The sequence below is a fragment of the Nocardia brasiliensis genome (assembly GCF_042691675.1).
Classification (GTDB): Bacteria; Actinomycetota; Actinomycetes; order Mycobacteriales; family Mycobacteriaceae; genus Nocardia; species Nocardia brasiliensis_D.
Genome location: NZ_CP170507.1, coordinates 3356064 through 3379449, shown reverse-complemented (window position 1 = coordinate 3379449; position 23386 = coordinate 3356064). Strand labels below are relative to the sequence as shown.

Annotated in this window: 21 protein-coding genes; 5 read left to right on the top strand and 16 right to left on the bottom strand. The window is 65.4% G+C overall.

The window, feature by feature from the left end; all coding sequences use genetic code 11:
- Positions 1–3: 3 nt before the first annotated feature.
- On the bottom strand, positions 4–1329 hold the full coding sequence (locus ACFK0J_RS15875; protein ID WP_378740899.1) for a flavin-containing monooxygenase: 1326 nt from the start codon (positions 1327–1329) through the stop codon (positions 4–6).
- A 120-nt stretch (positions 1330–1449) separates the two neighbouring features.
- On the opposite strand from ACFK0J_RS15875, the gene ACFK0J_RS15870 reads away from it, so the two are divergent.
- The gene (locus ACFK0J_RS15870) at positions 1450–1887 is read left to right on the top strand and encodes a MerR family transcriptional regulator (RefSeq protein WP_378740897.1); all 438 of its coding nucleotides are present in this window, start codon (positions 1450–1452) and stop codon (positions 1885–1887) included.
- Positions 1888–1955: 68 nt separating this feature from the next.
- Here the strand turns inward: ACFK0J_RS15870 and ACFK0J_RS15865 are convergent, their stop codons facing one another.
- The 7 genes from ACFK0J_RS15865 to ACFK0J_RS15835 form a co-directional block, all read right to left on the bottom strand.
- Positions 1956–2645, bottom strand: a complete 690-nt coding sequence (locus ACFK0J_RS15865) for a hypothetical protein (protein ID WP_378740894.1) — start codon at positions 2643–2645, stop codon at positions 1956–1958.
- A gap of 57 nt (positions 2646–2702) precedes the next feature.
- A complete protein-coding gene (locus tag ACFK0J_RS15860) occupies positions 2703–3398 on the bottom strand; it encodes a class I SAM-dependent methyltransferase (RefSeq protein WP_378740891.1) in 696 nt (231 codons plus the stop codon).
- Between the two features lie 123 nt (positions 3399–3521).
- Positions 3522–4418, bottom strand: coding sequence for an SAM-dependent methyltransferase (locus tag ACFK0J_RS15855; RefSeq protein ID WP_378740889.1), 897 nt, complete (start codon positions 4416–4418; stop codon positions 3522–3524).
- 26 nt (positions 4419–4444) lie between these two features.
- Complete coding sequence (locus ACFK0J_RS15850; RefSeq protein WP_378740886.1) at positions 4445–5011, bottom strand: FcoT family thioesterase; 567 nt, start codon at positions 5009–5011, stop codon at positions 4445–4447.
- A 338-nt stretch (positions 5012–5349) separates the two neighbouring features.
- Positions 5350–5940, bottom strand: a complete 591-nt coding sequence (locus ACFK0J_RS15845; RefSeq protein WP_378740883.1) for a hypothetical protein — start codon at positions 5938–5940, stop codon at positions 5350–5352.
- 203 nt (positions 5941–6143) lie between these two features.
- Complete coding sequence (locus ACFK0J_RS15840) at positions 6144–6335, bottom strand: GNAT family N-acetyltransferase (RefSeq protein WP_378742859.1); 192 nt, start codon at positions 6333–6335, stop codon at positions 6144–6146.
- 22 nt (positions 6336–6357) lie between these two features.
- Positions 6358–7401, bottom strand: coding sequence for a hypothetical protein (locus ACFK0J_RS15835; RefSeq protein WP_378743419.1), 1044 nt, complete (start codon positions 7399–7401; stop codon positions 6358–6360).
- Between the two features lie 157 nt (positions 7402–7558).
- On the opposite strand from ACFK0J_RS15835, the gene ACFK0J_RS15830 reads away from it, so the two are divergent.
- Positions 7559–7690, top strand: a complete 132-nt coding sequence (locus ACFK0J_RS15830) for a hypothetical protein (protein ID WP_378740880.1) — start codon at positions 7559–7561, stop codon at positions 7688–7690.
- Between the two features lie 149 nt (positions 7691–7839).
- Here ACFK0J_RS15830 and ACFK0J_RS15825 read toward each other — a convergent pair whose 3' ends face one another.
- The 8 genes from ACFK0J_RS15825 to dpgA all read right to left on the bottom strand — a co-directional run bounded on the left by ACFK0J_RS15825 (position 7840) and on the right by dpgA (position 20030).
- Entirely contained in the window at positions 7840–9108 is a 1269-nt protein-coding gene (locus tag ACFK0J_RS15825) for a multidrug effflux MFS transporter (protein ID WP_378740877.1), read from the bottom strand.
- 124 nt (positions 9109–9232) lie between these two features.
- Positions 9233–13060, bottom strand: a complete 3828-nt coding sequence (locus ACFK0J_RS15820; RefSeq protein WP_378740875.1) for a type I polyketide synthase — start codon at positions 13058–13060, stop codon at positions 9233–9235.
- A 17-nt stretch (positions 13061–13077) separates the two neighbouring features.
- Entirely contained in the window at positions 13078–14124 is a 1047-nt protein-coding gene (locus ACFK0J_RS15815; RefSeq protein WP_378740873.1) for a ketoacyl-ACP synthase III family protein, read from the bottom strand.
- Positions 14125–14146: 22 nt separating this feature from the next.
- Positions 14147–15982 carry a thiamine pyrophosphate-binding protein gene (locus tag ACFK0J_RS15810; protein WP_378740871.1) on the bottom strand — a complete coding sequence of 612 codons (1836 nt, stop codon included), beginning with the start codon at positions 15980–15982 and terminating at the stop codon, positions 14147–14149.
- 7 nt (positions 15983–15989) lie between these two features.
- Positions 15990–16853, bottom strand: a complete 864-nt coding sequence (gene dpgD / locus ACFK0J_RS15805; RefSeq protein ID WP_378740869.1) for an enoyl-CoA-hydratase DpgD — start codon at positions 16851–16853, stop codon at positions 15990–15992.
- Positions 16850–18163: a (3,5-dihydroxyphenyl)acetyl-CoA 1,2-dioxygenase DpgC gene (gene dpgC / locus ACFK0J_RS15800; protein WP_378740867.1), complete on the bottom strand. Its 1314-nt coding sequence runs from the start codon at positions 18161–18163 to the stop codon at positions 16850–16852. Before dpgC ends, dpgD begins: the two co-directional genes overlap by 4 nt.
- On the bottom strand, positions 18160–18861 hold the full coding sequence (gene dpgB, locus ACFK0J_RS15795) for an enoyl-CoA-hydratase DpgB (protein ID WP_378740865.1): 702 nt from the start codon (positions 18859–18861) through the stop codon (positions 18160–18162). The genes dpgC and dpgB overlap by 4 nt, the downstream gene beginning before the upstream one ends.
- A 38-nt stretch (positions 18862–18899) precedes the next feature.
- The gene (dpgA, locus tag ACFK0J_RS15790) at positions 18900–20030 is read right to left on the bottom strand and encodes a 3,5-dihydroxyphenylacetyl-CoA synthase DpgA (protein WP_378740863.1); all 1131 of its coding nucleotides are present in this window, start codon (positions 20028–20030) and stop codon (positions 18900–18902) included.
- A gap of 441 nt (positions 20031–20471) precedes the next feature.
- Here dpgA and ACFK0J_RS15785 point away from each other — a divergent pair, with 441 nt between their 5' ends.
- The 3 genes from ACFK0J_RS15785 to ACFK0J_RS15775 are packed head-to-tail and all read left to right on the top strand — an operon-like array spanning position 20472 to position 23307.
- Complete coding sequence (locus ACFK0J_RS15785) at positions 20472–21563, top strand: hypothetical protein (RefSeq protein ID WP_378740860.1); 1092 nt, start codon at positions 20472–20474, stop codon at positions 21561–21563.
- The gene (locus tag ACFK0J_RS15780) at positions 21560–22705 is read left to right on the top strand and encodes a sensor histidine kinase (RefSeq protein WP_378740858.1); all 1146 of its coding nucleotides are present in this window, start codon (positions 21560–21562) and stop codon (positions 22703–22705) included. The genes ACFK0J_RS15785 and ACFK0J_RS15780 overlap by 4 nt, the downstream gene beginning before the upstream one ends.
- Positions 22702–23307, top strand: a complete 606-nt coding sequence (locus tag ACFK0J_RS15775; RefSeq protein ID WP_218476883.1) for a response regulator transcription factor — start codon at positions 22702–22704, stop codon at positions 23305–23307. Before ACFK0J_RS15780 ends, ACFK0J_RS15775 begins: the two co-directional genes overlap by 4 nt.
- Positions 23308–23386 lie beyond the last annotated feature (79 nt).

Genomic DNA, 23386 nt, shown 5'->3' with positions numbered 1-23386 from the left:
CAATCAGCTATACCTGCGGCCGATTTCGAAGACGGGGTCCGGCGAACCGGATCGCATGACGGAGTCGATGTGAATTTGGCTCGCGATGAAGCGTCCGCACTCGACGGTTGCCGGGATGCCTGACAGGTGAAGTGAGTTCCCGTACGGGAGCCCGGCGTAGTAGAGCCCCGGCAGCGCGCCGAGCATGGCTTTCTGCTGGATCGGCACCCCGTTGTTGTCGAGCGCCTGCTTCGGCAGGAAGCGGTAGTCCGGTCCGAAGCCGGTGCACCAGATAATCGCCGTGATGTCATGGTGCGCCAGATCGAGCTTGTTTCCGAAGTTCGCGATGTGCTCCATGTTCACGTCGAGCGGCGGGTTTTGCTCCGGCGCCACAAACCCGCGCTGACGAATTCCGGAATCGATCTTATGCAGTACCGCGCGGAGCGAGCGAGCAGAAGCCTCCGCGACGGCGACGACATTGTCGTCAACCGACAAGATGCTGTTTTGCGCCGCGCGCACGGAACCGACAAGGATTACGCCCTTTTCGGCCAGGGTGCCAAGGTTGAGGTCCGCACCTCGGTTCGTCACGGCGGTCACCGGTAGACCCGGTAGCTTGGTCGGGTCGCCGCTCGCGAAGTGTCCGGCCTCGGCCGTCACGAAATCGTCGTACAGCGAAAAGATGTACATCCATTCCTGGATGCCTCGACCACGATAGCGGCGCGGAAAGACACGGTGGCGACCGACCGACAGGAATACGTTACGTCCGACATCAGCGAGCTCGTCCGCGATTTGTTGTCCACTGATGCCCGCGCCGACCACGAGGACGGCACCATCCGGCAGTGCCGCGGGATTGCGGTAGTCGCGCGAATGCACCTGCACGATGGCCGGGTCGATATCGGACGCGAAGGCAGGCAGCCGGGGTTTTGCGTAGCCGCCCACTGCCGCCACAAGGTTGCGGGATTCGAAGACGGCGCCGGTCGACAGATACGTCCGGAATCTGACGTCATCGTGGTCCGCCGCCTCCGGTGGGCACTCGACCGCTCGAACTTCGGTGTGCTGCAACACCCGAAGCTGTCGCTCCTCCGCGTAGCGACGCACATGCCTGGCCAACTCGCGGCCCGACATGGTGCCGTCGGGGTCGGTGCCGTCATACTCCCACCCCGGAAGCTGAATTGTTCGGTTCCCACTGCCGACCAGCAAACTGTCCCAACGCTCGTGCGCCCAAGCATGACCGATCTCGGCCCGCTCCACGATCACCGCGGCGTGGCCGATTTCCCGCAGGGAGGCGGCCACCCCGCACCCTTGTTGGCCTGCCCCGACGATGACGGTCTCGGAATATTCGATGTTCACCAGATCAACCTCTCTGTTGCGAGCGGCGGTCGCCGTCCGCGTTCTCCGTTAGGCTTGCCTTACCAAAACATTTGAAGTCGGCTCGAGATCAAGACCTACGGCGACAGGACGGCGGCTTAGATGAGCGACACCCCAGCGGTAGACGGACGGTCAGGCGACGGCTTGGTCGGGATCGGCGCGGCCGCAAGGCGATTCGGCCTCGCTGAATCGGCGCTGCGCTACTGGGAACAGCGCGGGCTGCTCCGCCCGGCGCAGCGCCGGTCTCGCTGGCGCCTCTACGGCCGCGACGAACTGCATCGCATCGGCCTGATTCAGATGTGGCGCGAAACCGGGCTGATGAACCTCGACGAAATCGCCGCGGTCCTCGCTGCCCGCAACCACGAATGGCGGCAAGCGGTCCTCGGACGGCTCGACGAGATCAACCAACAGCAACAACGATTGGCGACCGCGAAAGCGCACCTGGAACACTTGCTGACCTGCCCGGACGCCAACCCCGCCGACGAGTGCCCGTACCTGCGCGCAATGACCGACACCCGAGCGACAGCCGTAGCGCGCTAGCTGAAAGGCCGTGCGCCGGAACAGGACTCGGGCTCGTCATCCTGGATCATGACTCGATTGTGGGCCGCTCACCACATTCGTCGAGGACAGATCGGCTCTGGGCGAGTTCCGAACAAGTAGTCGCGAAAGGTTCGCAGATACTCGTCCAGTTCGCGTTGATCGGCGAACCTGGTTCTGGTCGGGTCGAACCATTCGTTCGGTGTCGGGCCCCACGCGATCATGAAGTCGAGGGCTTCGCGCACCATGCCCCCATAGGTCACATCCCTGGCACAGGCGTCGCGGAGCGCTGACGCATGATGCCTCATTCCGTCGGCGTTCTCGGCGCGGTGCATATGCACCAGAGGCCACAGCAGACCGTGGATGTGCGGGATTTCGTCCCACCACTTCGCCTCCGCGCCCAGCGTCTCACTCGCCCGCACTCGGCGGGGTGATTCTGTGACAGGTGCCGGGTGGTCGGAAGGCGCTCCCCTTCGGTCGATGCGGCGAATCGGCCCGGTGCCAAGATTCACGGGTGGATACCACACGCCTCGCCACACCGGGACGCCGAGCATGGGCGGATTCACCGGAAGTGGTTCGGCCAGTGAGATATCGACCGTGATTCGGCGCACGGGTGGCAACAGTCCGTCAGGGACCATATCCGCCACCATCGACAAGCAATCCGGCACGTCGAATCCAGTCACACCGACGCCCTGCCAGAGCCGTGTATCCGAGCACTCCCCCAGGTCGAATTCGATCCAGTACCGCCGCGCCGTGCTCATCCGTGATTTCCTCCCGATTCGAACCCGTCCGGCCGGGCGGTGGCTGCTCGTCCACGGTCAGCTCTTGTAGCCGATCACCAGCGCGCCGCGCTTGGTAACCCCGAGCGGCGCGGGCAACGTGCGCGCACCCGCGGCGGCCCGGTCCGCCGGTACGAACCTGGCGGTGAGATAGTCGGTGATCGCCGCCGTGTCCGGCAAGGTGAGCAGCGTGGCATCCCAACAGTCCACCGACACCTCACCGAAGACCGATGCCACGATGTCGGGGGCTTCCTCGGCGTCGAACGGTGTCGGATCCGGCCGCCACACCGACGCGAGTTCCGGCGAGTCGCGTCTGCTGATCGCGCCGGCCACCAGCACTCCGCCGGGTCGCAGCACCCGGTGGGCGGCACCCAGCGCGGGCAGCGGATCCGGCAGGTGGTCCAACACGTTGACCGCGACGACCGCATCTAACACGTTGTCCGCGAACGGAATCGCCGCGGCGTCAGCACGGACCACCGGCGGCGGGACCGCCGAGAGCATGGTCGCCGAGGCGTCCAGACCGACCACCCATAGCGGTGTCGACAGGCCATTCGCGGCGGCGCGCAGTGCGCCCTCGCCGCAACCCAGGTCGAGCACGCGCCGGGCCCGGCGCTCAGCGAGCAGGTTGACGATTTTCTCGTACAGGCTGATTCCCGGCCGCAGGTGCATGGCCGTACCCCTGCTGCCGCGGCGGAACCGCTCCGGATCGGTGTCATAGTCGCGTTCGGTCGCCACCCCGCCAGTATCGGGGAACCCGACCGCTTCAGCCGCACACACCGCTCGAGGTGTCCTCGATGCGGCGCTGCCCAGGCTGGCGCGACTCACCATCGGATCATCCGATGGTGAGTCGCGCCTGTCTCATGAACTCTGGTCGCCAGGCTGCGGGCGTACGGCAGTCAGCAGGACGTGTTGTTCCAGTATTCGCCGAGTCTTATCGGTGATCGCACGCGTGTGCCGATCCAAGATGCCAAGCAGGTTGCCGAGAGATATCTCCCACCCCTGGTCGGCTAGCAGGTGGCCCGGATCGCTCTCTTCGGTGAACGTCAGCGCGCGCACGTCACCGGCCCCGATCTTGTCCCAGATCTGCAACATTCGATCGGTCGGGTCCGTGTTCACCGGCCAATCGTTCAACGTGACCCAGCTGCCGGGAGCGCTGAGCGCCGTAACCTCGTGCAGCAACGCCTTCTGGTCGTGCAACGGCAAGTACCGAAGCAGTCCCTCGATCAACCACAGCGTCGGCGCCGACGGATCGAATCCGGCTTGCCGCAAAGCGGCGGGCCAGGCGTCGCGCAGATCGACCGCGACGGTTCGTCGTTCGCCGACCGGTTGCTGGCCGTCCAACGCTTCGGCCTTGAATTCCAACACCCTGGGCAGGTCGACCTCGTACACCGTGGCTGCGGCCAGCGCTTTCAACCGGTAGGCGCGTGCGTCCAAGCCTGCGGCCAACAGGACGAACTGGCCGATCCCGGCCCCGGCCGCTTCCTCGATGACATCGTCGAAGTACCTGGTGCGCGCGGCGATCGCCGCAATCGAAGGCTCGTACTCGATGGCCGCCGCGGTATCCATCAGGCTCAGGTCACCCTGCGCGACCGCGATCCACATCGGGTCCCCCGTGGCGACGAGGAACAATTCCGCTAATGGATCCTCGAACAATCGGTCGTCTCGGCAATGTTCGAGCGCTCTCGCCCCGGCCACCGCCAGAGCGGTCGCACCCACGCTCTCGGTCACTCCCCAGCTGTCACCCGTGCGTCGCATTCGTCCCTCCCTATCCCGGCTGTCCGTCACCGATCAGCAGCCGAAGATTGGGCAGCTATCGTATCCACAATGGCGAGCTTGACTGCGCCGCTGCAGTTTCCGCCATTCGAGTCACTGAACCTGCACTCGGTATCCAGGAAGATCAACGGCACCCCCAGGCGCTTGCTCTCCCGCTTGGAGATCTTCAGCAGGCGCACCTCACCCGAGAAATTGCGCCCGGACATGGGCTGCCGGAAGCTGCTCTGAAAATCGCATATCAGCATATTGGTCAACTGCGTTCGCCAATAATCGGCCAGCGACCAGTGGCTCAGTTCCTCAGCCAGATCGTCCTGTATTACCTTGGCTACCATGTAGTAACTCAGCTGGTTGAAACAGATATTGAACTCAACGGAGTTGAAGTGGCCGGTATCATCGATATAGCACGATTCTGGGATCTCGAAGTCTCCAGCGGCCACGACCAGCGCTTCGGAGTCATCGGGCGCCGTTACCTCGCTCGACACCAGGTATCGGCAGTTCTCCCGGTAGGGGCGCAGGGCATGCGTCAACAACGTCACGTCCGTAGCAGCTCGATAGGGCGGAATTTTCACGGTCATGTATTCCCAAACCTTTCGATCGTTGCGGGAGCCAGGGCAGCGCCGGTGTAGCGCAATCCCCCTGTGCGACAAGCGAATTGCCAACGATGCTCCCGAGGGAAACGTAGCACCGCCGTCCGGACCGGACCAGGGATTGCCGACCGGTGCGCCGTCCGGGCTACCGTGCGGACGGCCACCACTCGCGCATTCCGGACAACCGCGATAACTTTGTTCGACTGCGGATTCTCCGCAGCCGTCCCGCACGGGTGCGGCGCAATCAGCGAAACGAGATGCTCCCAGGCGGCAGGCGCGGTCGAATGGACCGGCACCCAATATGGCAACGCCGACGCGGGCTGGTGTCAGGATGGACGTTGATACAGATAAATTGTGGCGAACTGCGAGTCACGGGCGATCGTGAGCTCGGGGTAGTCGTTAGCGAGGTTGCCATAGGGCTCGCTGGCGAACAATTCGATTGCGTTCGTACAATCGAAGTTCCAGTTGTTGTCGCCTCTCGTGGGTGCCAGCTCGATGCCTACCTGTTTCTTCAGCTCGGCGCAGGTCACTTTGCGCAGCGGTTGGTGATACGTCGGATCAGTGAAAATCGACCGATAGTCCGGGAATCGTTCCGCTGCCGCGATATAGCTACCTACGTAACCACACATACCTGCCAGCACCGGACAGCCGAATCGCCGCATCCTGACCAATTCGAATGAGTCTGGTATCCGGATTTCATGTTTTTCCATGACCCGTTGCGCCTCCTCGGCGGACAGGTCCGTGTCCAGTGTCCGGATGACGAAGGCAGAAGCGCATCCCCACAAGAGTGCCCCACACGTCACGAGCGCCAGGACGGACCAGAACCACCGAAAACGCGAGCGTCGAGACACGATCTCCGCACTCATTACGGGACCCGTGGGCAGGAAATCCTCGAACGAGCGCGGACGCTGGGTCATTGGCACAAGCCGAGGTACGGACGTGGGATCGACCCAACGATTCGCAACGGGCGCTCCTGGCGGGATGTCTTGGTGTCGAGGCGGTTTCGCCCGCGACAGCCGCCACGAGCGAATCGAGATGAGCGCAATACTCGCGCACCGACGCCGTTCCCCGCGAGACCCTAATTTGTCCGGCACGCGCGCCCAGCGGCTGTGCGTATGCGTTACCGCACCGGACGAGCCGCTGAGGCAGCGTTCCATTCCCGCACCGTCGCCCACAACCGCCGTCGCCCCGTGCCGGCCGCCGCCTCCACGACAACCCGGGCCGCCTCGGTGGCGTACCCATAACCATGGGCCCGCTGAGCCAGCTCGTAGGCGAGCTCCGGTTCGTCGTACGATCCCTGGCCGACAACCAGTCCGCAGTAGCGTTTTCGCTGGTTAGCGAGGAAGCTGGTGGTAGAGCCGCGCGAGTTCCTCGGCGGTGCTGCGGGCCGCAGCGCAACCGTTATGGGCTCTGATCGCGATGATCTCGGACTTCCCGTGGTCGTCGGACTGATCGTCGGTGCCGGGTTTGGCCTCAGGTGGCTGTGCAGGGGTCGCGAGATGGATCCAACAGGCACCGGCAAACACAGGTTCGTCGCGAGAACTCTCACTCTCCACGGCGCGGAGGCCGCCGATCGTGATTTCCTTCGCGGTACGGCCACGGGCTCTCGCGCTGTCCAAAGACCAGCGGTCAGAGCTGAACTCGTAGTTGATCTGCTGGAGTGTCGACTCGTCGCCACGGTCGAGGTGGAAGGAGCAGTCCCAGGGATTCCAGTTGGTTCCGTTGTCCGCCAGCGCGGGACGGTGTCCCTGCCCGACTTTGCCGAGCACGGCGCACGGGTCGAGAGTGGCCAGCCGAGAGTTCATATGTGCGCGTTGCGATGTCGCTCGCAGAGGGCGTTCGAGCCGGTGCGCGACGGCTGCTGCGGCGATGTCTCGTACGGGCGCGCACGCATCGCCCTTCGGGTGATCTCCGATGAAATCGCCGTCGGCATACACTATGAAGTTGATTTGCAGGCGATCACTGACCGGCACATCAGCAGTGCAGGACACGCCCTCATCATCTGGGTGCGGGGTGATCTCGCCCTCGAATTGTGCGCCACCGATGACGGGGTACATACTGGCGGTGATCATGGTGGCTCGGTCACCACCAGGCGGGCTGAACGACACACGGCAGTTGCTGAATGCGCTCCAGGCGCCGAAGTAGTCCGGCGTCCCGATCCGCTGTATCGCTGCATCGTCGACGTAGCCGCACGGGTCGAGCGGGCGGACAGTGTCGCGGTAGGCGATCATCGCCTGATCCTGCGTCGATAGCAACTGCGAAAATGCGGGCTGTTCGGTCGGCGACGCTGTCCCCGAATCCGTCCGTGTGGATGCACACGACGATGCGGCGACTGCACCACACATCAGTATCGCGGTAGCGACGATCACTTTCCTCACCGGGCGGATGCTACAGAGCTCCGTCATATTCACCCGATGCGATCCATCATGAATCGATCACTACCTGATCACACCGAACTCGACAACGCTGCCGATAGCTGGAGGCAGATCGATCGCTGCGCATGCCCACAGGTTCGTCCGATAATCACGACAAGAGGTGTCGCGGACTTCGGCTCCCCCGAAAGCCACCTACCAGACCTTCCCCGGAATGGGCCACGACCTTCCCCGCGAACTATGGAACGACATCATCGACGCCATCGACATGGTCACCCGGCGCCCAACCGGGTGACAATTTTTGCAATCCCTCTCCCCCGAGAGTTCGTGTCGATCGGGACGACATGCTGCTTCCGCTGTGCCGAGCCAGATTTCATCGTTCGAAGAGCCGTCTAAGTCGATCGGCCCGCTCCCGGGGGAGCTGGGTTCGATCGACTCGACGGCTCATCGGATCGGCGCGACCGCGGTGGAGGGCGATGGTGCGGCGCGATCGGCGGGCGGTGTTGTCCGGGTGACCACGACGACGCTGACGCATGCGACTGCCATACAGACGAGGATGGTGAGCATCATGGCGACCCCAGGATGACTATGCGCACCGATCCCGGTGACGGGGGCGAGGATTCCACCGATGACGAATTGCCCGGCCCCCATGAGCGCGGCGGCACTGCCGGCGACCTCGGGGTAGCGAGTCATCGCCAGGGCCATGCTGTTCGGCAGTATCGCGCCGACGCTGGAGATGAGCAGGAACAGTCCGACGAGCAGGGCGGGGAGTCCTGCGTCGGCCATAACCGCAAGAGTGCTCACCACCGCCCCGGCGAGGCCGATCAGCGTGGCGGTCGTGAGCAGCGGCCGAAGTTGCACACGGTGCGTCAGGCGCACACTGATCTGCCCGGCCAGCAGCATTCCCAGTGCGTTGACACCCAACACCACGCCGAACAGCCGTGGGCTGAGCTGGTAACCCTGTTCGAGCGCGAACGCGCTACCGGAGATGTACGCGAACATCGCCCCGAAGGTGAAACCAGCGGTGACGGCATAGCCGATGAAGTCGAGGTCGGTCAACAGGCGACGGTATTGCCTGAGACTGCCAGGGATGCTGCCGGACCGGCGACGCTCTCGAGGCAAGGTTTCGGGAAGCCACCGCAGGCAGGCGCACAGCAGAACGAAACCGAGACAGGCGATTACCCCGAAGAGCCCGCGCCAGTTAGTAAATGGCAGCAGTTCGGCTCCGACAATCGGGGCAAGGGCCGGAGATATGCCGATCACCAGCAATAGCATCGACAAGATGCGCGCCATGGCCGGTCCGGCGGCAATGTCGCGAACAGCCGCGCGACCGATGACGATCCCGCCGGCGGCCGCGATAGCCTGCACCGCTCGAAGCGCAATGAGGACCGTCAGATTCGGGGCGACAATGCACACGACCGAGGTGATCGTATAGACGGTGAGACAGATCAGTAATGGAGTGCGCCGACCATAGGAGTCCGACAGCGGACCCAGAACCAGCTGTCCGAGTGCCATTCCCGCGATCGACGCGGTGAGCGTGGCCTGGACACCGCTGGCGCTCGTGTGCAGATCGGCGGTCATGGTCGGCATCGCCGGCAGGTAGAGGTCGATCGCGAACGGACCGATCGCGGCCAGTCCGCCGAGCATGATCAGAAAAGCGATCGTGGGCCGCGGGGTAGTGGCCGCACCGATCGTTACCGGCGAAGACGACATCGGTCAACTCCCTTGTACGACAACGAATCCGGACTATCCGCCGGGCCCACCACAGCACGCTCGACGGTGATCGGCTCGCCGTGCCCGCCCGCGGGTGTTCTGACACCCGCTGGACGGGCAACTCCTACGCCTGGACGGTCAGCATTTCCGTCAGGTGGTCGGCGATCGCGACGACGGTCGGCTGCTGCCAGAAAACGGTGGCCTGCAGCTTGTGACCGAACCGCTTTTCCAGCTTCTTGCGGATCGTCACGGTCATGACCGAGTCGAGGCCCTGTTCCAGCAGCGGTCGACGAGGATGCAGGTCGCTCGCCGCGGGCAACCGCATTTCGGCCGCGATCGTACCGGTCACTTCCGCCGAGATCACCTCCCGCAACCGTTCCGGGGTCAGACCGGTGAGCGACAGCCCGGGCCCGGCGGCAACGCCGGACGCCGGATCGTCCTCCACCGGACGATCGATGACCGGGTACTCCATGCCGGTCACCCGAGCCACCACCGTGCCGTCGGTGTCGGCGATCAGCCCGTCGACGACGTCGACACGGTCCTTGTCCAACGCGACTTCGATGACCGCCTGCGCGGGCGGTGTGCCCGCGATCGTCACGTTGTCGATACGCACGACCATGCGCAAGACCGGATTACCGGCGAAAACCGCAGGCGCGATGGACATTACGGCGTCGAGCAGCGGTGCCCAAGTGGCTGCTCCGCCAGCCGTCACGGTCACCCGCGCCCGCACCACATCAATCCCGTACTGCAATTCCTCGACCGCCCAATCGAACCCGGTTTCCGGCACTCCGACAGCAGCCAGCCGCTGGTGGACGAGCCGCGGATCGACAGCCAGGAGTCGCTGCGCCACAGGGTCGCCCAGACTCGCGGGCAGTGGAGTCCGCGCAACGTCCGGCACCGTCGCCGCCTGTGCGTGGATCAGCCACGACGGATCGTCCGCGGGATCCTCAGCGGGTGTTCGCGAGGCGATCCGCAGTTCCCGCCGACCCGGGTCCCCGACGACCTGGATCTCGCGCCTGCCGTCGGTGAGCAGCGGGTGCCGCATCTCGACGCCGATGAGTTCGATCGGTTCGCCGCTCGGGCTGCCTGCCTGCCGGAAGGTCTCGACAAGCACTGCGGCAGGGACGATTTCGGCGCCGTTGAGCGCGTGGCTGCCGGGGTATGGCCGGTTGTCGTCCTCCAGCACCGAGCGCCAGATCCGTAGTTCGCTGCCCGCGATGCTGGTCGGCGTGCCGAGCAGAGTGTGCGAGTCGACGTCGTGGCCGGGGCCCGGCACCCGCCCGGTCAGCGAGGGCTCATGCCACAGCCTGCGGCCCTGCCAGGCGTATCCGGGTAGGCCGACCAGCCCGCCGGATGGCTGCAATTTCGTCCAGTCGACTGGAATCCCACGACAGTGCACGGCGCCGAGGGCGGCCAGGAAGGTCTGCCGCTCGGGCAGGTCCCGACGCAGCGTCGTCCCCACGAACACATCCTCGACATCACTTTCGCCAACCGTCTCGCGGATCGAATGCGCCACAACCGGGTGCGGCGAGACCTCCAGGAAGTCGCGGAAACCGTCCGCCAGCGCGGCTTCGACCGCTCCGGCCAACCGAACCGGATTGCGCAGGTTCGCGACCCAGTAGTGTCCGTCCGTCGCCGGTTCGGATCGAGCGTCGGGCAGGGCCGTCGAGTACATCCGAACGGAATGCGGCCGATAGGTCAGCGTGGCGCCGGCCGCGGCCAGCTCGGTGAGCAGTGGGTCCATATGCGGGCTGTGGAACGCGACATCGGACGCGACCCGGCGGACCCCGATGCCCTCGGCGGGCCAGCGCTCGAGCACTTCCTCGATTGCCTCAGGATCCCCGGAAATGACGCACTGCAGCGGCGAGGACGCGATCGCCGCGACCAGATCCGTTCGGCCGGCAAGTCGTTCGGCCGCCTCGTCCAGCGGCATCGTCGCCATCACCATGGCACCCTGGCCCGCCACCCGCCGCAGCAGACTCGAGCGGCGGCAGATCAGCCGGGCGCCATCCGTGAGTAACAGCGCTCCGCTGACGACCGCGGCGGCGATCTCGCCGACCGAGTGACCGATGATGGCAGCGGGCGTCACGCCGTGGGACCGCCACAGTTCGGCCAGACCGACCTGCATCACGAAGATCATCGTCTGGATCCGGTCCACGCCCTCGACTTCGTCGTCGATCAGCACCTGCCGTGGCGAGAACCCGATCTCCTCGGCAAAGATAGGCTCGATCGCGTCGACTACAGCCGCGAATTCCGGCACGGCCAACAGGTCTCGGCCCATGCCCCGCCACTGCGAGCCGTGCCCGGAAAAGACCCACACCAGGCCCGTGCCGGGTGTGGCGGCAACGCCGGTTGCCACGCCAGGATCCGGCCGGTCGGCCGCCAGCTCGCGCAATCGCGCGGCCAGCTCGTGCTTGTTACCGGCCACGATGGCCGCGTTCCGGTCGAGGCGCGACCGGCGCATGGCCAGCGTGTGCCCGACCGACGCGAGTGGCACCTGGCCCGCATTGTCGGTCAGCCAGTCCGCGAGCCGGTCGGCGTATGCCCGCAGGGCGGCATCGGATGCCGCGGAAATCGGGAAGAGCCGGTCGATCTCGCCATCGGGCTCGGCGGCAGACTCATCGGCCGTTTCGGGTGCTTGCTCCAGCACCACATGCGCAACGGTGCCGCCGTAACCGAAGCCGGATACCCCGGCCCGGCGCGGACCACTGCCCGCCGGCCACGGCGTGTGCTCGGTGACCAGCCGGATTTCTCCTCTGTCCCAAGGGATTTCCGGGTTGAGTTCGGACACCAGCGGGGAGCGCGGAATTTCGGCCCGGTGCAAGGCCAGCACCGTCTTGATGACGCTCGCCACTCCGGCGGCCCCTTCGAGATGGCCGATGTTCGACTTGACCGAACCGATCAGGCAGGGCTCGCCGGCCGGGCGGCCCGATCCGTACACCGCGGCGAGTGCCTGTGCCTCCATCGGGTCACCCAGCCGGGTGCCGGTACCGTGTGCCTCGACGAAATCGACGCTGGCCGGATCGATGCCCGCTTGCGCGCAGGCCCGCTGCATGACATGGGCCTGGGCCTCGCCGGACGGCGCCATGATGCCGTTGGTCCGGCCGTCCTGGTTGACCGAACTGCCTCGAACCACCGCGAGCACCTGCTCGCCATCGCGTTGCGCGTCGGCCAGCCGGCGCAGCACCACGACGCCGCATCCCTCACCGCGCCCGTAACCGTCGGCGGCGGCGTCGAACGCCTTGCTCCGCCCGTCCGGCGCGAGGGCTCCCGCAGCGTCGAGCGTGAGCGTCTGTCCCGGGGTCACGACCAGGTTGACCCCGCCGACGATGGCCACCTCGCACTCCCCATTGCGCAGACTCTGCGTGGCCAGGTGCAGCGCGACCAGCGACGCCGAGCACGCGGTGTCCACCGTCATGCTCGGGCCACGCAGATCGAACGAGTGCGAGATGCGGTTGGCCACCGCGCAAGTCGCCGCTCCGATGCCGGTCCAGGCCTCGATGCTCGCCAGATCCTCCAGCATCAGTGCGCCGTAGTCGCCGGTGCAGACACCGACGAACACCCCGGCGTCGGTGCCGGCCAGTTCCCGCGGCGGGAGCCCGGCCTGTTCCAGGGCCTCCCACGTCACCTCGAGCAGCAGCCGCTGCTGCGGGTCCATCAGCGCGGCCTCGCGGGGCGAGATGCCGAAGAACTCCGCGTCGAATCGGCCGATGTCGCCCAAGAAGCTGCCGCGGGTGACGGTGTGCCGCAAGGCGTTCGCGAACTCCGGGGTGCGCCGACGGTACCAAGCCCAGCGCTCGTCGGGTATCTCACCGTAGGTGTCCCCGCCCGCGGCGAGCAGGCGCCAGAAGTCCTCCGGTGACCCGACATCGCCGGGGAAGCGGCAGCCGATGCCGATCACCGCCACGGGCTCGGCGGGCTGGAAATCGTCGGTGTTCGGTCGATGCGACATGTCGTTCTCACTCCTGATCATTCGGTCCACTCCGGCTCGCGCAGCACCTTGATGACGGCGGCCGACAACAGCACCCCGGGCGCCGAGCCGAACAACAGCAGGTACTGCCCCGCGCGCAGTTGTCCGGTGGTGATCAGGTGCTCGAAGGAAAGAATTTGGTCACTGGCCGAGCAATGGCCGATCATCCGGCCGAAGTCCCAGGTCGACTTCTCCATGGGCAGCCCCAGCGGCACCATGCAGCGCTGCTCGGTGGCTTCGCGCGAGCAGTTCAAGAACGCCACCCGAGCGATGTCGTCGAGGCCGATACCGGCCTCGTCGAGTGCCTGGCCGACCACCACCGGGATTTCCTCGCGCACTCTGGCCATGGCCGCCCCGAGTGGCGAGTCGGGAGCGGCCGCTACCTTGGCGGTGATTTCCTGCAGGCGCGCAAAGAAATCGGGGGACTTACCGAGCGAAACACCCGGCGGGAACAGTGGCTCGCTGGCCCGGTGTATCTCCTCCGCCTCGGGAATCGAGGTGTGGCACACCGACAACAGCTGAGCGAACCCGTCCGTCTTGGTGAGCACCACCGCCGAGGCGGCATCGCCCGCGATGAACAGCGCCGACATCTTCCAGCGATCCATCAGGGGCGTGCCGAAATTATCCGCGGCGACCAGCAGTGCACTGTGGCGGTCCGGATCCGCACGGAGATACTCGACGGCCATCGACAGTGCGGAGAACATTCCGTTACAGCCCTGCCGGATCTCCAAGGCCGGTATCGGGCCGACGAGATGCCGCTGGAGATACGGGTGCGGTAGCCAGCCTTCCGGCCCTTGCAGCCAGGTGCTCGCGTAGAGCAGCAAATCGAATTCTTCCGCGACCAGCCCCGACCGCTTGACCGCGATCTCCGCGGCCCGCAGCGCCATTTCCGGTGCGGGTATCGGGCCGGCCACCGCCGCACCGCCGAGCTCGTGTATCTCGGCGGTTTCGGCCGGGTACAGGCCTTGCGCCACCGCCTGCTCGGCGGTGACCGTCGCGGGCAGAAACGAGCCGAGCGCGGCGATATAGGTGTTGGGTGTACGCATCAATGTCTCCTCGGGTTCACTCTCACGGAGGGCCGATCTGGCGCAGTTTTTCGATGAAATCGAGGTCTACACCGGGCTTTTCGGCCAGCAGTACGTCGATGAGCGGCGGCTTGCCGGGAGCGTCGGGATCGGCGCGGATATCGAGGATGTACGGCTTGCCGCTCGCGATCACCTTGAATCCGTTTTCGATGGCTCCGCGCAGGTTGCGCGCGTCGGTGACCACCTCGCTGCCGATACCGAACGTCTCGGCGATCGCCGAGAAATCCTGTGCGGGACTGCCGAGGCTCAGGTATGTGGGCGGATTCGTCGGCCGCCAACCGTAGATCTTTTCGATCAGCCCCAGACCGATCATCAGCGACGTGTATTGGGAATCGTTCACGACGAGGTACAGCACCGGCAGGTTGAACTTGCTGGTGGTCCACCAGGAGTTGGTGTGGAACAGGGCCGAGCCGTCGCCGACGATGTTGACGACGAACCGCTTCTGCTTCTTCAGCGCCAGCGAGATTCCGATCGAGGCCGGAATGGAGAATCCCAGCGAACCGCCCGAGGTGCAGAAGTAGGCGTCCGGCGAATCGTAGTTCAGCGCTTTCTGGATGACGCTGCCGATCGAGAATGCCTCGTTCAGAACCGTGAGTCGATAGTCCAGGGTCTTCTGTACTTCCGCGAGGGCGATGGCGACCTGATGACCGGCTATCGGCACCACGCTATCGATCCGGCGTTTGTCACTATCGATGCGCCGCAATTTTTCGGTTTCGGAATCGAATGATCTTTCGCGTTGGGCGCCGAGTCGCAGGATGTTGTCGTTCCGGGATTCCGCCGAGGTCCTGTCGAAGCGCTTGTGATCGGCGATGCCGGAGATGATCAGCGGCAGTGTCTTCTTGATGTCGCCGAGGACACCGACCTCGGAGAAGTAGTTCTTGCCGAGCTGCCACGAATCGTTGTGCAGCGCAACCTGAATCAACTCCCCCGGAATGATCGGGCCGTTCTTCCAGTGGAAGATCGAGATCTGCGCGTGCGAATTCACACCGATGAGAAATATGGTGTCGAATCCCTCGAGCTGCATGTGGATGCCCTCCTGGATGGGCAGCAACTCGCCCTGCCAATGCGGGAGGTCGTTCGGATAGTTCATCCGGCTCGCTTGGAACTCGGAGTACACGGCAGCACCGAGCAGGTTCGCGAGCTGTTCGATTTCCGGCCAGGCACCGGCCTCGCCGACGCCGTCGCCGACCAGCAGGACCGGCTTCTTCGCGTCCGCGAGCGTGTCGACCGCCGCGGCAATGCCGGCGGGATCGCCGGTGACGGCGTGCGCGATACGAGTCGTGCGGCCGTGCTCCTGCCAGTTGGGCTGCTCGAGCAGGTAGTCCCACGGAATGGAAATGAAGACGGGACGGAACGGCGGGGTGAGCAGTTCCTTGAAGGCGCGCTGCATCGCGATGGGTATCTCGTCGGCACACCGGATTTCGTGCGCCCACTTCGCGTATTGCCCCGCAGTCCGTACCAGATCGGAGCCGAGCAGCGGCTCCTGGAGCAATAGGTCGCTGTGCTGCTGACCGCACAGGACGAGTACCGGAATATTCGACGTGTACGCGTTGAAAAGGTTGCCGATGATATTGGCCGCCCCCGGTGTGACGTGTACCAGCGCGACACCGGGCCGCCCGGACGCGCGGGCGTACCCCATCGCAGCACCCATGGCGATATTCTCGTGCAGGCACGGAATATAGTCGACTTCGTTTTCCGGAATCGTCGTTGCATCGATCAACGGGATCTCTTGCGTGCCGGGCACGCCGAAGACATATTCGACGCCGGCTTCATGAATGTAGTCGAATACCACATCGCGGCCGAGCTTGGGTGAATTCATTCTGCTCCTATCGTCCGGTCCAGTTCGGTGCTCGTTTTTCGGCGAAGGCTCGTGGGCCCTCCTCGGCGTCGGCCGAGTCGGCCCTGATGCGCTCCCACCGGTATTCGGCGGCGAAGGCATCGGGTAACGCCATGGCGATCGACGCCGCGGCCGCTTCCTTGATCGCGCGAATCGACAGCGGCGCGCAGGCGAGAACGTCGGCGGCCCAGCGTTCCACACACGCATCGAGCTCGGTGTCGGAAACCACTTCGTTGACCAGACCGAGTTCGAAGGCACGCGCGGCGGACATGGTGCGTCCGGTCAGCAGGTGCCCCATCGCGATCCGATACGGCGCCTGGCGGGGCAACCGAAAGACGCCACCCGCGCCCGGTATGAGGCCCAATGTGGCTTCGGGGAGACCGAATTGGGCGTCCGTGGCGGCGACGATGATGTCGCAGGCCAGCGCGAGCTCGAAGCCGCCACCGAGCGCGTACCCGGACACCTTCGCGATGATCGGTTTGGCGAACGAGAACCGCTCGGTGATGCGCGGGAATCCCGGCTTTCCCGCGCTCCCGAAGGAAGAGCGGGCCGAGCCGTTCTCGATCCGTCCGGCCAGTTCCTTGAGATCCTGGCCGACCGAGAAGGCTTTCTTCCCCGCTCCGCTCAGGATGACCAACCAGATGTCGTCGTCGGCTTCGATGTCGTCCCAGACGCACGCCAGCTCGGCGTGCATGGCGAGATTCATCGCGTTGAGCACGTGCGGTCGATTCAGCTGCACGGTGGCGATACGTCCGTGCTTGCGGTAGTCGACCGTGGACAGCTCCATGGCGGTCGGCTCATTTGTCGCCGGACCACCGCCGCGCACCGAATCAAGACGCGATGCCGTAGTCATCGGCCCGCCGACTGGAATCGCTCGGTCTTGGCCAGCACATCGGCGGAGTACAGACGCATGGCCTGGTGCAGCGAGAACTCCGACAGGTAGCGGCGGAAAACGTCCTGCGGCTCTTCGGCACCGACCAGCATGTGCTTATTCGCGACGACCGCGGGCGACGCGAGTCTCGTTGCGGCCTCGGCGATCTCGTGGTCCATGGCGGCCGGCTCGACCACCGTGTCGAGGACGAAACGGGCGTCCGGGTCGGTCGCCCAGAGCTTGCGGCCCCACAGGATGACGTCCCGGGACAACCGGAAGTTCGACGCGCGCCCCAGACGCAGGTTCGCCGCGCCCGGAATGATGCCCTCCTGTGCGGCGGGCAGACTGATATAGCTGTCGGTGCTGGCGATAACCCGATCGAAGACCAGGAGCAGCTGAGCCCCGCCACCGATCGCGAAGGAGTCGACAGCCGCTATCCAGGGCTTGCAGGTCGGGACGACAGGCCACCCGGCGTCGTCTTCGGCGAGTCCGCGCAGGATCTTCGCGAGGTAACCGGTCTCCCGGCGCAGCAGGAAATCGATGAAGGAGATCTTGCCCTGATGCAGGTGCGCGAGGTTGATTCCGGCGCTGAAGACTCGTTTGCCGCGGTAACGCGGATGCTCCATCTCCCCGCCGCGGACGACGCCGACGTGCGACATGGGATCCAGCAGCACCAGGTCGACCGCGGTTTCCATGTCGGCGACGAGCTGGTTGTCCTCGGCGTTGAGGCAAGCCGTATTGGTGATGGTGATCGTCGAGGTGGCGCCACTGCGCACCAGGTGTACGGCCGGAAGCGTGATCGCACCGGTGGACTGGAACTCGGCGAGCAGGTCGGTGGCACGGGTAGTCGGCGCGCGCATCTGATCGAGGAGATGGTTGCCTGCCACCGGGTCCGCGAACACGGCGTGGAAGAAGATTCCCTGATCGATCTCCCAGCCCTCCTTGTCCGGCTGCGCCACTTCGGCATCGGCACCCAACTGCGCCGGATCCGGTAGCAGACCGGGAAACAGTTCGGCCGCGGCGGCAGCGAGCTCGGACAGTCGTAGTCCACGCCGGAAGTCGTCGGTCGCCACGCGGTACACAGTGCTCAGGTGCTGGCGCAAGAATTTCCGGCGCAGTCGGCGAAGATCCCGGTGCGCCGTGGCGGCGCGGGCCGCGGCGCTGTGGTCGCGGGTTCGAACCGGGCCGAGCGTGCGCAGCAGTGCGGCGAGTTCACGTGCGGCCGTGTGCAACTCGACCCGATCCAGGTCGAGATCAGCGGTGCTGGAGCTGAGGTCGGCGATGGCGGTCATGATGCGGTTCGCTCGCGTCGCAGCGTTCGATCGGAGGCGGCCAGATGCGCGCCGAGCGCATCTTCGAACCGGGTGGTCGCCGCGTCCAGCACGAGGCGTCGGCGAATCGCGATCTCGGATCCGATGGAGGATTCGAAAATCGCGAGGCCGGTGGCGACCGCGTCGGCCTCGGTCCCGGGTTCGGCCACCGCGTCGATCACGCCGCAGGCTCGGGCCAACTCGGCCGATAGCGCTCCGCCCTGCACCGCCAGCTCGCGTGCCCGGCCGACACCTACCTGCACCGCAAGCCGATAGACCGCCATCGCGGGCCAAACTCCGGCGGTCGACGACGCGAACGAGAAGGTGGTGCGCGCCCGCATGATCCGGTAGTCGGCGACGAGCAGCAGCTCCGCGGCGGGCCCGTACGCGTCGCCGTCGACGATGGCGACGATGGGCGCGGGCACTTGCTCGAGACGGCGCAACACGCCTTCCCACTTGTTCACATCGCCGACGGTGACACGGCCGGGCCAGTCGAACCGGTGACCGGCCGGTGGCCCGGCGATATGCAGGACGACGCAGGTCCCGGGCGCGGCCGAGGCATCCTCGGCCGCCATCGCCGCTGCCGCCACCGACATGGTGAGATCCGGCGACAATCCGGTATTCGCCGCAACTGCGGTGGTAATTGTTTCCAATTCCTGTTCGCGCGGATTGACAGTCACGAATTGCCTTTCATTTGTGGACGTTTCGCGATAGCTGCTCAGTACTGAAAGAGTGCGGTTTCGATCTGCGATCCGGGACCCATCGTCATGAAGACGCCGTAATCTCCGCGCGCCACCCGCCCCTCGGCGAGAAGTCGTTGATACGAGAACAGGAACGACCCACTCGACAGATTTCCGTAATCACGCATCACGCTCACCGTGTGCCGCAGATCGTGATTCGTCAGTCCGAGATTGATTTTCACGGCGTCGATCACCTTCTTGCCGCCGGAGTGCACGATCCAGTGGGTGATCTCCTTGCGCCGCAGCCCGGCTTCGCCGAGCAGCTGGTCGACGACCGTCTCCACGTGCGCACCCACCTCGTAGGGCACCTCTTTGTCGAGGTAGAAGCTGAACTTTCCGGCTTCGTCGTCCCAGTCGTAGCGCATGGCATCCATCGCATGGATGATCATGTAGCTCCGCATGCCCAACAGTCGCGGCGTCGGATACGCCGCGGGACGGATGTGTGCCTCGCCGGTGCTCACCGCCATCGCGGCCGCGCCGTCGCCGAACAGACTGTTGACCACCGCGGTCCGCATCGTCCCGTCGTATACGTATGCGGCAGAACATGATTCCGTACATACCAGGACTGCGAGCTTGCCCGGGTTCGCGGTCGACCACGCGGCTGCGGCGGTCAACCCGTTCAGCCCGGCATTGCATCCCATGCCGACGACATCCAGCCGTGCGGTACCCGGTGACAACCCGAGTTCGTTGATCAACAGCGCACTGAATCCGGGCGTGAGAAACCCCGTGGTCGTCACCGCGACGAGGTAGTCGACCTCGTCCAAGTTCCGGCCGATTCTACTGAGGCACTTGCGAATTGCCGCTGCTCCGGTGGTCACGCCGTAACGGCGGTGCTTCGCCAGCAACTCACCCTGCGTCTCGGACCTGAAGTTTCCTTCGTTGTCAACGGAAGGCAATGTGAGATAACGGCTTTCGATACCGCCGTTGAGGAATACACCTCGGATCTTCGGGTCCTCGATTGCCAGCAACTCGACCAGTTCACGCTGGCTGTACTTGGTCGGCGGGTTCGCGGTCGCCACCCCGAGCAGCATCGGTGTCGGCTGTCCCGCAACGGATTCGGGGTCCACATCGAGAGTGCGAGGGAAGTTGACTTGCTCGATGGTGGTCATCGTCGAAATCCGAGGTATTGCGGTAGGCACCGCACGCGGCACCGGTCACGGTTTGCTGCGGTCCGATCGGGCGAAGAGCTGAGTCTTCGTATCATGCCTGCTCCCTCCCTAGAGCAAAGTCGAGCGGTGCGCACAACTGAACGTGCGCCCAGAATGGCTGTTGTCGCCTGATACCCCCGTCGGTCTCCACACCGAGAGATTCGGTACACGCGAAGACCTGAAACCAATTTCAAGCTACGTCGCGGCAGATGTTTGCGCGAGCCCCCAGTGCCGGGGGCAAACTGCATCCCGCATGCCGGTTCGACCTCGCAAGATCGGCAATCACATCCGGCCCGAAATGTCACTAGAGTGGTTGTCGACAGCTTTCGATTATAAATATCATTGATAAACGTCCGCATTTGTCACTCGTGGAGTATCCGTGACAGGGGAACACTGAGGGGGGTGGTGACGATCACGATGGAGCGTGCGCCCGCACCGAGCGCGGCCCGACCCGAGCGGACCGGAGCCACACCGGGGGCATTGCGGCGCCTGTCCGCGTGCCTGCCGCGCGACATCGTGGATGTTGCCGCGGCAGGTACTGTCGTGGCCGCCCTGTCACTCGCGTTGTTGGCCTTGCTCGCGACGGTGACCAGCAGTGGCGCCGACCCGAGGGCCGATGTCGGCGCGACCGCCGTTCTGCTGGCCGTGTGCCTGCCGATCTATCTGCGGCACATAGTCTTTGCCATGCGTGACACCATTCCGCCTGGCGCGTCGTTGACGGCGGCGGTGCTGGCCGCGCTGGTCCTCGGCGCGACACCGGTGCTCGGCGCGTCCTGGTTGAACACCGTGCACATCGTCGCCGTGGTCGTCGCCCTGACGCTGCGGCCGATCCTCGCCGTGCCGATTTCGCTGATCCTGGTCGCTGCCACGGCGCCGTGGGCGCTACTGCTCGGCGCTACCGAGGAGCACGCGCTGTGGTTGGCGGTGACGACCGGTATGCGAGTCATCGCCGTGTACACGCTGGTGTGGATGGTCGTCGCCTTGCGCAGGCTGCTCGATGCCGGGGCGGCCCTCTCCGAACGAGCGGTCGCCAGGGAACGATTGCGCATCGATGGTGAACTGACGCGGACGGTGCAGCGAGCGCTGGTGGAGATCACCGTTTGCGCGAGTCGTGCGGAAGAGTTGACCGCACGCGGAGATCGCGCATCGGCTCGCACCGAACTCGAAGCCCTGGTCGATGTTTCACGTCGCGGGCTGGCCGAGGCCCGCCAACTGATCCGCGGTTTCCAGCATCCGGCGTTCCATCACGAAATCACCTCCGCGTCGGCACTTCTCGCCGCGGCGGGGATAGCAGCCCGGGTCGAGCTTCCCTCGACTGGGCTGCCGGAGAAGGCAGACGAATCGCTGCGCGCCACCCTGCGCGCCGTACTGGCACGGCTGCTCCGCGACGGGGCGGACGGACCAGTGGTGCTCGCCGTTCGGAGGGTCGACGACGACTGGGTGCTCGAGTGCCACATCGATACGCTCGTAACGAGTTCAGGGAGCAGCGCATGAACGAGGCATCGCGGCCCCTCATCGGACCATGGCTGGTGACGGTCCGGCACGCGCGCGTGCTCCTGGTCGGAACCACCTGTGCGACGGGCGCTTTGGCGCCGTCGCGAGCGCCGGCCCAGGGACCCGACCAGCTCGGGCTCGCGATGCTGTTGTGGGTGCTCGCTGCCGCTGTGGTCCTGGTTCACCTGCACCATGTGTTCGGCACGATCCCGAACGGACGCCCGCGCTACTGGCCGCTGACATTCCTGCTGCTGACCACGCTCGTATACCTTCCGACGCTCTGGTTTCCGGTCGCTTGGGCCATCACCCAGGTGTTCTTCATCGCGTCGGCCGCACTGCTGTTCCGTGGGTGGGTCCGGCTCATCCTGGTGACACTGCCGATCATCGGATCCGCGGTGGGCACACTGGCCGACTCCGACCGGGTCGACCCCTGGCTGATGACCGCGGATGCCATCGAGGTGGTGGTCGTGTTCACGGTGCTCGCCGCGTGCCTCGTCGGCGTGGCCGTGCTGGTGCGCGCCGTGGACCAGCTCGACCGAACGCGGACCGATCTGGCCGAACAGGCGGCCGAACGCGAGCGGCTCCGGGTCTCCCGAGATCTGCACGACCTACTGGGGCAAAGCCTTTCGGCGGTGTCGTTGAAAGGTGACCTGGCCGCCGCGTTGCTGGCGAGCGACCCCGACGCGGCGAGATCAGAGATTCGAGGCGTCGCCATGCTCGCTCGCGACACCCTTCAGGCCATGCGCAGGGTTACCCTCGGCGAACACACTGTTTCGCTGAAAGCCGAGGCGGCGGGGGCCACTGCGCTCCTCTCCGCCGCCGGGATCGACACTCACCATCGCATCGACCTGCCACCGCTGGCGGCCGAAATCGATGATGTGCTGGCTTGGGTGACCCGTGAAGGCGTCACCAATGTGCTGCGGCACAGTGCCGCGCGCACCTGCTCGATAGTCGCCGGATGTCACGACGGCACGGTATTTCTGGAAATCGTCAACGACGGCGCGCACAAGAAAACGGGTGCGGGCAACGGCCTGTCCGGTCTCGCGGAGCGGGCCGCCGCGCTGTCGGGTACCTTGTCCGCGCGGCAGAGCAGGGACGGCACATTCCGGCTGCGCATCGAAATACCGGAGGTGACACGATGATTCGTGTGCTGGTTGCCGAAGACATGCACATGATCCGCGGCGCACTGGTGGCATTGCTCTCCCGCGAGGACGATATCGACGTGATCGCCGAACTCGATCGCGGTGACCTCGTCGTCGACGAAATCGTGCGCACGCGACCCGATGTCGCACTGCTGGACATCGACATGCCGGGCCTCGATGGCATCAGTGCCGCCGAACGCGTCCACGAACAGGTTCCCCAGTGCCAGGTGCTGATCTTGACCGGGCTCAGCCAACCGGGATATCTACTGCGCGCCTTGCAGGCGCATGTGCGCGGCTTCGTCGTCAAAGACGCACCCGCACAGACACTCGCCGACAGCATCCGCCGGGTCGTCGCCGGTGAGCGGGTGATCGATGCGGACCTGGTCGCCGCGGCGCTCGAAACCGGCACCAGTCCCCTCACCCACCGCGAGGCCGACGTGCTTCGGGCCGCCGAGACCGGTATCAGCACCGACGAAATCGCGCGAACACTGTTCCTCTCGGCCGCGACCGTGCGCAACTACCTGTCGAACGCGATCATCAAAATCGGCGGCCGCAATCGTATCGACGCGATCCGCATTGCCCGCCACGCCGGTTGGCTGTAACAGCGAGACCGGTCATCACGGCGAAAGCCGGGACCGAGTAACGACATTCGGCTCTCGTCGCCACTCGTTCCCGGCCGCC

Coding starts and splice junctions, on each gene's coding strand:
- ACFK0J_RS15870 (WP_378740897.1), top strand. CDS start 1,450: ATGAGCGACACCCCAGCGGTAGACGGACGGTCAGGCGACGGCTTGGTC.
- ACFK0J_RS15865 (WP_378740894.1), bottom strand. CDS start 2,645: ATGAGCACGGCGCGGCGGTACTGGATCGAATTCGACCTGGGGGAGTGC.
- ACFK0J_RS15855 (WP_378740889.1), bottom strand. CDS start 4,418: ATGCGACGCACGGGTGACAGCTGGGGAGTGACCGAGAGCGTGGGTGCG.
- ACFK0J_RS15850 (WP_378740886.1), bottom strand. CDS start 5,011: ATGACCGTGAAAATTCCGCCCTATCGAGCTGCTACGGACGTGACGTTG.
- ACFK0J_RS15845 (WP_378740883.1), bottom strand. CDS start 5,940: ATGACCCAGCGTCCGCGCTCGTTCGAGGATTTCCTGCCCACGGGTCCC.
- ACFK0J_RS15825 (WP_378740877.1), bottom strand. CDS start 9,108: ATGTCGTCTTCGCCGGTAACGATCGGTGCGGCCACTACCCCGCGGCCC.
- ACFK0J_RS15820 (WP_378740875.1), bottom strand. CDS start 13,060: ATGTCGCATCGACCGAACACCGACGATTTCCAGCCCGCCGAGCCCGTG.
- ACFK0J_RS15815 (WP_378740873.1), bottom strand. CDS start 14,124: ATGCGTACACCCAACACCTATATCGCCGCGCTCGGCTCGTTTCTGCCC.
- ACFK0J_RS15810 (WP_378740871.1), bottom strand. CDS start 15,982: ATGAATTCACCCAAGCTCGGCCGCGATGTGGTATTCGACTACATTCAT.
- dpgD (WP_378740869.1), bottom strand. CDS start 16,853: ATGACTACGGCATCGCGTCTTGATTCGGTGCGCGGCGGTGGTCCGGCG.
- dpgC (WP_378740867.1), bottom strand. CDS start 18,163: ATGACCGCCATCGCCGACCTCAGCTCCAGCACCGCTGATCTCGACCTG.
- dpgA (WP_378740863.1), bottom strand. CDS start 20,030: ATGACCACCATCGAGCAAGTCAACTTCCCTCGCACTCTCGATGTGGAC.
- ACFK0J_RS15780 (WP_378740858.1), top strand. CDS start 21,560: ATGAACGAGGCATCGCGGCCCCTCATCGGACCATGGCTGGTGACGGTC.
- ACFK0J_RS15775 (WP_218476883.1), top strand. CDS start 22,702: ATGATTCGTGTGCTGGTTGCCGAAGACATGCACATGATCCGCGGCGCA.